The following is an 8,167-nucleotide window of genomic DNA, read 5'->3' as shown; positions in this document are numbered from 1 at the left end:
CGGAGGGACGCGCTCGAAAATTGATCCTGTTTGAGCGAGCCTGCGAGTGAGTTTGATCAATTTTAGCGGACCGGAGGGCACAGTCAGGCCCAAAGGATGACCGCAAGGGCCCCTGGAAGAACTGGGCCTGACTGCGCCCTCCGGTCCGCTAAAATTGATCAAACTCACTCGCAGGCTCGCTCAAACAGGATCAATTTTCGGGCGCGTCCCTCCAGGCTTCGTCCGGGCGGCCCACTTCTTCGAGGCCGAAAGGGCTTCATACAAGGGCTTCATGCCACGAGGAGGCGTGAATCCTGTAAACTAAATCCCCCAAACCGATGATCTGAATGTGGACTCAATGGCACGGACCATACAGTCGATATAGCAAAGGGGGATATGGTTGAACAAGTGGTAAAGCAAACAAACTTCTTGCTAACAAAATATCAGAGAGAAAGTTATGTGCAAGGACTAGGCGATGGCGGTCGGGAGTCAGGATGACTTGGGATGGAGACAATTGCCCATCACCATGATACGGCCTTGCCGCCACTGTTGTACTTCCACGGTTATGCTGAACGCAGTGAAGCATCTCAACGCTGACAGCCGGGACGCGATGCTGCCCGGCCTGCGTGAGAGCCTGTTTTGAGTTCTTATTCTGAGCACCGCTGTGCCTCTGTCTGGGGACGTCAAGATGACCTGAGAACGGGTTGTGCTATAGGTTCAGAAGTCGCACAGCCCCCCAACGCCCGTCATCCAGATCCTGAATCGAGTTCAGGACAGGCAAGGCGCCCCTGGCGCCGCTGATCCGGAGCCGAGCGAAGCGAGGGCCGAAGGTCATGCCTGTGGTACGCACGAAGTAATCCATTCGCCGGTTGAGGGCGAACTCACTCCGCTAATACATCCCTCCATTGGGGCATGGATCCCAGATCGTCGCTCCGCTCCGTCTGGGATGACGGTGTGAGGGCATAAAAAAGCATTTCGGTATGTTCAACAGCGATCAGATGTATAGCACAACGCATTCTAAGAGGGCTCTCGCCCGGCATCGGAAAGATGCCGGGCGTTTTTTTTGTGACTCATACCACAAATCCGGTTGCCGCGTTGTGAGATCGCTTCTCTGCCGGACACCGGATGTACTTCGTCAGTCGGCCTTCGGGACGATGTACTCCTCCAACCATCCCTCCATACACCCACGACGCCCCATTTGAGTCGCTTGAGGCCGATTTGGGACGTATAGTAAAAGATTTGGGACATAAACGAAAGCGTTTGTCGCACCCGGTCGGTAGATTATAACACAGAACAACACCAATGAGATGCGCATGCCCTTGCCTCTTAATGGTGGCGCTGCCCTCCATCTATTACCTTACATGTCGATGATTGCCTCAATGCGCGCCGTACTACGTGATTCGTTTTTTACGCTGTGCGCCCATCTGTTGAGAGTCCCTCATCTGTCGGGGGCGAACGTTGCACATTCCGCCCTGCTGGGCTCATTGCGGTCATTGCGGGGAGGCTCATTGAGACGGGGCCTGGCAGGGGTATGCCTAATCGTGCTAAGCCTGATGGCCCCCCAATCGGCCCACGCCCAGATCTACGTGGATGCAGGTAACACATCGGGGACCGAAGACGGCACCAGTTGGAGCACGACCTACACCAACCTGCAAGGTGCCCTGGATGCCGCTGGCGGCACCGACGAGATCTGGATCGCCGCAGGCACCTACACGCCCAGCAGAGGGCCGCACGGAAGCGCAGCTTGACGTGAGCGGACTCGCCAGCGGCACCTACTTTTTGCGGATGCAGACCGAAGACGGACCCGTCGACACGCAGCGGGTGACGGTGGTGCGGTAGATGCCTGCTACTCGGCGGCGGGTGGGGCTTCCGTGGTGGAATCGGGAGGGGCGGTTTCGGGGATGCCGGTAGCCTCCCACAGTTCGCGGGCAGACCAGCCGCCGCGTGGGGCTTCGTTGGCAGCACGGACGGCAGCGACGTGCTCGGGCGATACGCCCGTGGTGTCGTTGCCAAAGCTCTGACGCACGTAGGTAAGCACGGCAGCAACCTCGTCGTCGTTTAGGTACCCGAACGCGGGCATGACGCCCTGGTAGCGCTCGCCGCGCACCTCGATTTCGCCGCTCATGCCGTGCAGCACCAGCCGGATGAGTCGTCCGCGGTCGCCCTGGACCCATTTGTTCGGCTTGAGTGGCGGAAAAGCGCCGCGTACGCCACTGCCATCGGCCTGGTGGCAGGTTTGGCAGCGTAAGTCATACACGCGTTCGCCGTACGCCACGGGGTCGTTGGTTGGGGAGGCAGGGCGTTCCGAATCGCTCGGGGTGCAGCCGGCCAGCCATCCAAGTGGAACGAAAAGAACGAAGCCGTAAATGAGAAAACGAGCCATCGGGGCGCGGTACAGATGGTGGATTGGGCGGGGCCTGGGTGTTCCCCTCTACAAAAAGCGGATGGGCATGTACGGTGCATTCCGTGCTCAACTTGTGGAGATGAGAGGGGACTGCTACCGGTCGGCGTATTGCTGCATGAGGAGTTCCTGCAGGCTTTGGGTGTGAGTGCCATCGTGGGTGCGCACGTAGCGTCCGTCGGGGCGGAGGGCCCAGGTGCGCGGGCGGGGTTCGAGGGCGGCATTTAGGTGCTGTATCAGGCGCTGGCGCAGGGCGTCGTTGCGTACGGGCATGGCGGCTTCGACGCGTTCATCGAGGCGGCTGCTCTGCCAGTCGGCACTGCTGATGTACACGTGGGTGTTGGCCCCCGCCTGAAAGCCGAACACGCGGTCGTGCTCCAGAAAGCGATCGACGATGCTGTGCACGCGAATGTTCTCGCTGATGCCGGGTACGCCCGGACGGACGCGGCACTGTCCGCGCACAATCAGATCGACCGGCACACCCGCCTGCGAAGCGCGGTACAGGTCTTTGATGAGCTCCACATCGGTCAGCTCGTTCATTTTCAGGAGGATGCGTGCCTCCTGGCCGGATGCAGCGGCTTCGATGACCTCTGTAATAAGCCGATGCCAGGTGGCGCGCATGGACTGTGGGGCGGTAACGAGGGTGTTGTACGACTGGTCGGGCGAGAAGCCGGTGAGGAAGTGAAACAGCTGCGTGAGATCGCGGCTGGGCTGCGGCGCCGCGGTGAGCAGTCCGTAGTCGGTGTACTGGCGAGCGGTGCGCGTATTGTAGTTGCCGGTGCTGATGTGGATGTAGGTGCGCGGGCCGTCGGATTCGCGGCGCACGACGAGGGCCGCCTGGGCGTGCGTCTTGAGTCCGACCACGCCATAGGCTACGTGCACGCCGGCATCTTCGAGCTTGCGGCCCCATGCGATGTTCTTTTCCTCGTCGAAGCGGGCCTTTACCTCTACGAGCACAGCGACCTGCGTGCCCTGCTCGGCGGCTTCAATGAGGGCCTTCACAATGGGCGAGTCTTCGGAGGTGCGGTACAGCGTCATTTTGATGGCGAGCACCTCGGGGTCGTGGGCGGCTTCTTCAATAAAGCGCTGTACGCTGTCTTCGAAGGAGTGATACGGATGGTGCAGCAGCACGTCGCGCTCGCGAATGGCCGCAAACATGGAGCGGTCTGAAGGGTCTGTGGGATGCGGCAGGTTGGGATGCGCGGTGGGCGTCCAACTCGGAAAGCGCAGTGAGCGATCGAAGCGGGCATCGGGCACATGCAAGTCGGCCAGATCATCCACATCCGTGAGGTCAATGGGATGCTCGGTGACGAACACGTCTTCGTTGGGCACATTCAGCTTGCCTTGCAGGAACGACTGTACACCCTGCGGCATGCTGCCGTCGATCTCCAGCCGCACAACGGGAGCAAACCGCCGCTCACGGAGCCGCTCGGAGATCGATTCGAGCAGATCGTCGGGGTCGTCGTCATCGCGGGGTACTTCGGCGTTGCGCGTAACGCGAAACGGGTAGACGCCTTCGACCTGCATCCCCGGAAACAGCCGGTCGACGTGCGCGGCCACCAGGGCCTCGATGGGGATGAACTCCATTGGCGCGTTGAGCGGAATCCAGCGGGCTCGTGCTTTCGGCACTTTTACGCGAGCAAAGTGCTCGGTGCCCTTGTTCGGATTCGTGAGCACTACCGCCAGCGACAGGCTCATGTTGGAGATAAAGGGGAAGGGCCGTCCCGGATCGACCGCCAGCGGCGTAAGGATGGGCACGATGCGGTCTTCGACGTAGGCGGTGAGGCGCGACTGGTCATCGGCGGGCACCTCGGACCACGGGCGGATGGCCAGCCCGATGGCGTCGTGTGCAGCGGGCGCCACCTGATCGGTCCACGCGGCGTGGATGGCGTCGTGCTGGTCTTGCACTGCACTGGTGATGAGCGCGAGCTGCTCCTCAGCCGTGCGGCCGTCGGGTCCGATGGGTACCTCGCCATTGGCAATCTGCCGCTTCAGACCACCCACGCGCTTGCGCACAAATCCGTCCAGGTTGGAGGCGGCCACCCCGATAAACCGAATGCGCTCCATAAGAGGCGTGCGGCTATCGCGGGCCAGGTCGAGCACGCGCCAGTTGAAATCGAGCCAGCTTAGCTCGCGGTTAAAGTAGAGGCTCGGATGGTCGAGTGAGGGATCCTCGGGCACCGGCTGGGGCGCCAGCACGCGCGACATGTGCAGGCGGGTAGAAGCGGACGAGTCGGACATAGTACGGGGGCGAAATGGTGAAAGCAGTAGCGAGCATCAGCCCGTAGGCGGGTCGTTGAGGTAGTCGCGGTTCTGGATGTGCTTGCGCAGGTTGGTGAGCTTCATCAGGCGGTTTTGGAGCGGGGTGAGGTCGTCAACGCCCTCGCGGTCGGCCCGGCGGATGTCGGCGCGGGCGTCGCGCAGGGCTTCGTCCACACGGTCGAGCTTCAGCAGCGTCATCGCGCTGGCGGCGGCCTCGTACGGACGCTCGTTCAGCCGTGGCACCCGAATGTCGCGGCGGTGCTCCCAGTTCTCGGACGGACTGTACTCATCCACTCGTACTGAGGCCGCCAGTTGCTGGAGGGCCGGGCCTTCCTCGCCGCGCAGAATGCGGTCGGGCTGCACGCTGCCGTCTTTGTACATCTGCATGAGGCACTGCACCAGCTTGCGCACCGGACCCTCGCTAAACTCGTCGAGCGCCATGTGCGAGAGCACGTACTGAATCATGCGGCCGCCCTTTTCCAGCATCAGGCGCAGCAGCAAGCGCTCCTCGGGCAGCACGCGGTAGGAGCGGTCCGCATCGCGTTCCTGCGAGTCGCCTTCATTCGTGGTAGGGGTACGGGGGGAGGCGCTGGGCGTGCCATTGTCTTGAGGCGGCGGCGGGCTTGGGCGCGAGCGGCGGCTCCGGCGGCGCTGTTTCTGTTGCTGCGCATCGCGCTGCCGCTCCAGGTCGGCCAGCAGGTCGCCGGGAGGCACATCGAGCACGTCGGCGGCCTGGCGGACGTACTCGCGGCGCAGGTTGGGGTCGGGGATGGCTGCCACCGCCGCCACGACCTCCGACTGCACCTCTACGCGATCCTCGGGGGTCTGCATACGTCCGGCCTCGCGGGCCTGGTTCACCATAAACTGCGGCAGGTCGCTGCGCGTGTTGGCCACGTGCTGATGCAGCGCATCGGCGCCGTGCTCCTTCACGTAGCTGTCGGGGTCGTGCCCGGCGGGAAGCGTAACAGCGTACGCGCCAAGGCCCTCCGACAGCACCGTTTTGAGTCCGCTCCGGGCGGCACGGCCCCCGGCTTCGTCGCCATCAAAGAGCAAGATCACGCGCTGCGCATAGCGGTCGAGCATCTGCACGTGGCGGGGCGTAAGCGCGGTGCCACACGTGGCCACCGCATGCTCAATCCCAGCTTGATGCAGCGCCATCACGTCGGTGTAGCCCTCCACCACCCAGACCGCTTTCTCGCGCCGGATGGCCTGCTTGCCCTGGTAGAGGCCGTACAAGACATCGCTCTTGTGGTAGACATCGGTCTCGGGCGAGTTGATGTACTTGGGCTGATCGGCGTCGGCATCCAGAATGCGCCCGGCGAATCCAACCACCTTACCGATGTGCGAGAAGATCGGGAAGATGATGCGCCCCCGGTAGCGGTCGTAGTAGCCGTCGCCTGAGTTGCGCTCAATGATGAGCCCCGCGTCGTGCAGTACCTCAGGTTTTAGGTGCTCCTCTTGCGCGGCAGTGAGCAGCGCATCCCACGAGTCGGGCGCGTAGCCCACGCCGAAGGTTTTGAGCGTGGCGGCATCGAAGTCGCGCTCGCTCAGGTAGCGACGGGCGGGGGCCCCGCGTTCGGACTGCGTGCGCTGCCGGTAGAAAAAGCGTCCGGCAATGCGCAGCGCCTGGTAGATGGCCTCGCGATGGGAGGCGGCCTCCTCTTCGGCTTCTGACTGCGGGAGCGACACGCCGGTGCGCTCGGCCAGCCAGCGCGCGCTCTCCACAAACCCGACGCCCTCCATCTCCTGCACAAACGAGAACACATCGCCGCCCTTCTGGCAGCCAAAGCAGTAGTAAAGGTTGTCTTCGGGGTTGACGTGGAAAGACGGCGTGTTTTCGTCGTGGAAGGGGCACAGGCCCTTGTAGCTCTGTCCCGAGCGCTTCAGGCGGACATAATCGCTCACCACATCGACGATGTCGACCGCCGAGCGAATCTCGTCTACCTTTTCGTCGGGGAGGGCCATGAGCGCAGCAGAAGGGAGCGCAAGCGAGGCGAGCGGGCGGAATCAGACGCCGGGTTAGGCGTGCAGAGGGGCGGCCGCAGGGGCGGATTCCACCTCAGGGGCAATCTGATGCGCGTTGTCGTCTTCTACAGGGCCAATGTCGGGCTTGTCGGAGCACTGGCATCCGGCGATGGCAAGCGGAGCGCAAACGGCGAGCACAATGAGGGTGCGGCGGATCATAAGAGCAAACGTATCTACGAGAAAAGAGCGCGAGGGCATGCCGAATACATGCCGGATGCACGTACCGCGCCTGCCGGGATAGAGATCCAACCGCAGCCTGAGCACGGCGTACGAAGAGAGCACCCCGACGATGTTTTCACAGCCGCCTCCTTTACAATGGCGCTGCCGCGTTGCATGTTGAAGGCTGGTCTGTTTGTCCCACAAGTCCTGACATGAGCATGATTGATGTAGATGCGCTCCGCTCCCGAATTGAATCCCTCGCCGCTAAGGACGACCCCGACGCGGGCGCTTCGGGCGATGCCGTAGCCGATTTGGTGCGTGCGCTCAACACGGGCACGGTCCGCTCCGCCTCGCCCGACGACAGCGGCACCTGGACGGCCCACGCCTGGGTGAAGCAGGGCATTCTGCTCGGCTTTCGGATTGGACGCATCGTGGACTATTCGACCGCCAATTTTCCATTCTACGATAAGCATACGTATCCCGTAAAACCGGTCCAGAAGTCGGATGGCGTGCGTCTGGTACCGGGCGGATCGGCGGTGCGCACCGGCAGCTACCTGGCGCCGGGCGTGGTGGGCATGCCGCCGATGTACGTAAACGTGGGCGCGTATGTCGACGAAGGCACCATGATCGACTCGCACGCGCTGGTGGGCAGTTGCGCGCAGATTGGAAAGCGCGTGCACCTGTCGGCGGCGGCACAGATTGGCGGCGTGCTGGAGCCGGTGAACGCGACGCCGGTCATCATTGAAGATGACGTGTTCGTGGGCGGTCAGGCGGGCGTCTACGAAGGCTGCGTGGTGCGCACCGGCGCGGTGATTGCGGCGGGTGTGCAGCTGACCAGCTCGACGCGGCTGTACGACGCGGTTGACGGTGAAATCATTACGGCAGATGAGGAGGGCACGCTCACCGTTCCCGAAAACGCCGTGGTCGTATCCGGCTCGCGTCCGCTAGAGACCGACTTTGGCACGGCCCACGGGCTTTCGCTCTACACGCCGATTATCATCAAGTACCGCGATGGCAGCACCGACGCCGCCACGGCGCTCGAAGATGCGCTGCGGTAGCTTTTTTGCTCGGTCCGATTTGCTGCCTGCTCACCGAACCACCTGTTGTTTATGAACTTATCTGCGTATCATGTGCGCCGCGACCGCCTTACGAACCAGTGGGTGGCGTGTGCGCCCGACCGGGGCGAGCGTCCCAAGCGGACCCAGATCACCAATCCCGATGCGGTCGAGGCCTATGAACACACCAGCGCCGAGTTCTTCGCCGGCGATCCCCTGGGCGGCCAGCCCGGCAGTGAGCCGGCCGAGAGCTTCAACGCCTTCCTGCTCTCCTGCGGCTTCCACC

At 62.8% G+C, this 8,167-nt stretch carries 7 protein-coding genes; 3 read left to right on the top strand and 4 right to left on the bottom strand.

The features are described from left to right. Nucleotides 1-1,532: 1,532 nt before the first annotated feature. Nucleotides 1,533-1,727, top strand: a complete 195-nt coding sequence (locus R6U20_RS07125; RefSeq protein WP_410337167.1) for a hypothetical protein — start codon at nt 1,533-1,535, stop codon at nt 1,725-1,727. A gap of 98 nt (nt 1,728-1,825) precedes the next feature. Here the strand turns inward: R6U20_RS07125 and R6U20_RS07120 are convergent, their stop codons facing one another. The 4 genes from R6U20_RS07120 to R6U20_RS07105 form a co-directional block, all read right to left on the bottom strand. Then, nucleotides 1,826-2,362, bottom strand: a complete 537-nt coding sequence (locus tag R6U20_RS07120; RefSeq protein WP_410337166.1) for a c-type cytochrome — start codon at nt 2,360-2,362, stop codon at nt 1,826-1,828. A gap of 114 nt (nt 2,363-2,476) precedes the next feature. Next, nucleotides 2,477-4,621, bottom strand: a complete 2,145-nt coding sequence (gene ppk1, locus R6U20_RS07115; RefSeq protein ID WP_410337165.1) for a polyphosphate kinase 1 — start codon at nt 4,619-4,621, stop codon at nt 2,477-2,479. Between the two features lie 36 nt (nt 4,622-4,657). Further along, nucleotides 4,658-6,607, bottom strand: a complete 1,950-nt coding sequence (gene dnaG / locus R6U20_RS07110) for a DNA primase (RefSeq protein ID WP_410337164.1) — start codon at nt 6,605-6,607, stop codon at nt 4,658-4,660. A gap of 54 nt (nt 6,608-6,661) precedes the next feature. After that, on the bottom strand, nt 6,662-6,865 hold the full coding sequence (locus R6U20_RS07105; RefSeq protein WP_410337163.1) for a hypothetical protein: 204 nt from the start codon (nt 6,863-6,865) through the stop codon (nt 6,662-6,664). A 179-nt stretch (nt 6,866-7,044) separates the two neighbouring features. On the opposite strand from R6U20_RS07105, the gene R6U20_RS07100 reads away from it, so the two are divergent. Both R6U20_RS07100 and R6U20_RS07095 read left to right on the top strand, forming a co-directional pair. Then, nucleotides 7,045-7,884, top strand: coding sequence for a 2,3,4,5-tetrahydropyridine-2,6-dicarboxylate N-succinyltransferase (locus R6U20_RS07100; protein ID WP_410337162.1), 840 nt, complete (start codon nt 7,045-7,047; stop codon nt 7,882-7,884). Between the two features lie 51 nt (nt 7,885-7,935). Next, on the top strand, nt 7,936-8,167 hold a 232-nt coding region (locus tag R6U20_RS07095), incomplete at its 3' end, for a hypothetical protein (RefSeq protein WP_410337161.1).

It is taken from the genome of Longimonas sp. (assembly GCF_046498435.1).
Classification (GTDB): Bacteria; Bacteroidota; Rhodothermia; order Rhodothermales; family Salinibacteraceae; genus Longimonas.
This window is presented reverse-complemented; position numbering and strand designations above follow the sequence as displayed.

Bases quoted from the DNA above. Each gene is read 5' to 3' on its own strand.
- dnaG (WP_410337164.1), bottom strand. From the start codon at position 6,607: ATGGCCCTCCCCGACGAAAAGGTAGACGAGATTCGCTCGGCGGTCGAC.
- ppk1 (WP_410337165.1), bottom strand. From the start codon at position 4,621: ATGTCCGACTCGTCCGCTTCTACCCGCCTGCACATGTCGCGCGTGCTG.
- R6U20_RS07100 (WP_410337162.1), top strand. From the start codon at position 7,045: ATGATTGATGTAGATGCGCTCCGCTCCCGAATTGAATCCCTCGCCGCT.
- R6U20_RS07125 (WP_410337167.1), top strand. From the start codon at position 1,533: ATGGCCCCCCAATCGGCCCACGCCCAGATCTACGTGGATGCAGGTAAC.
- R6U20_RS07120 (WP_410337166.1), bottom strand. From the start codon at position 2,362: ATGGCTCGTTTTCTCATTTACGGCTTCGTTCTTTTCGTTCCACTTGGA.
- R6U20_RS07105 (WP_410337163.1), bottom strand. From the start codon at position 6,865: ATGCCCTCGCGCTCTTTTCTCGTAGATACGTTTGCTCTTATGATCCGC.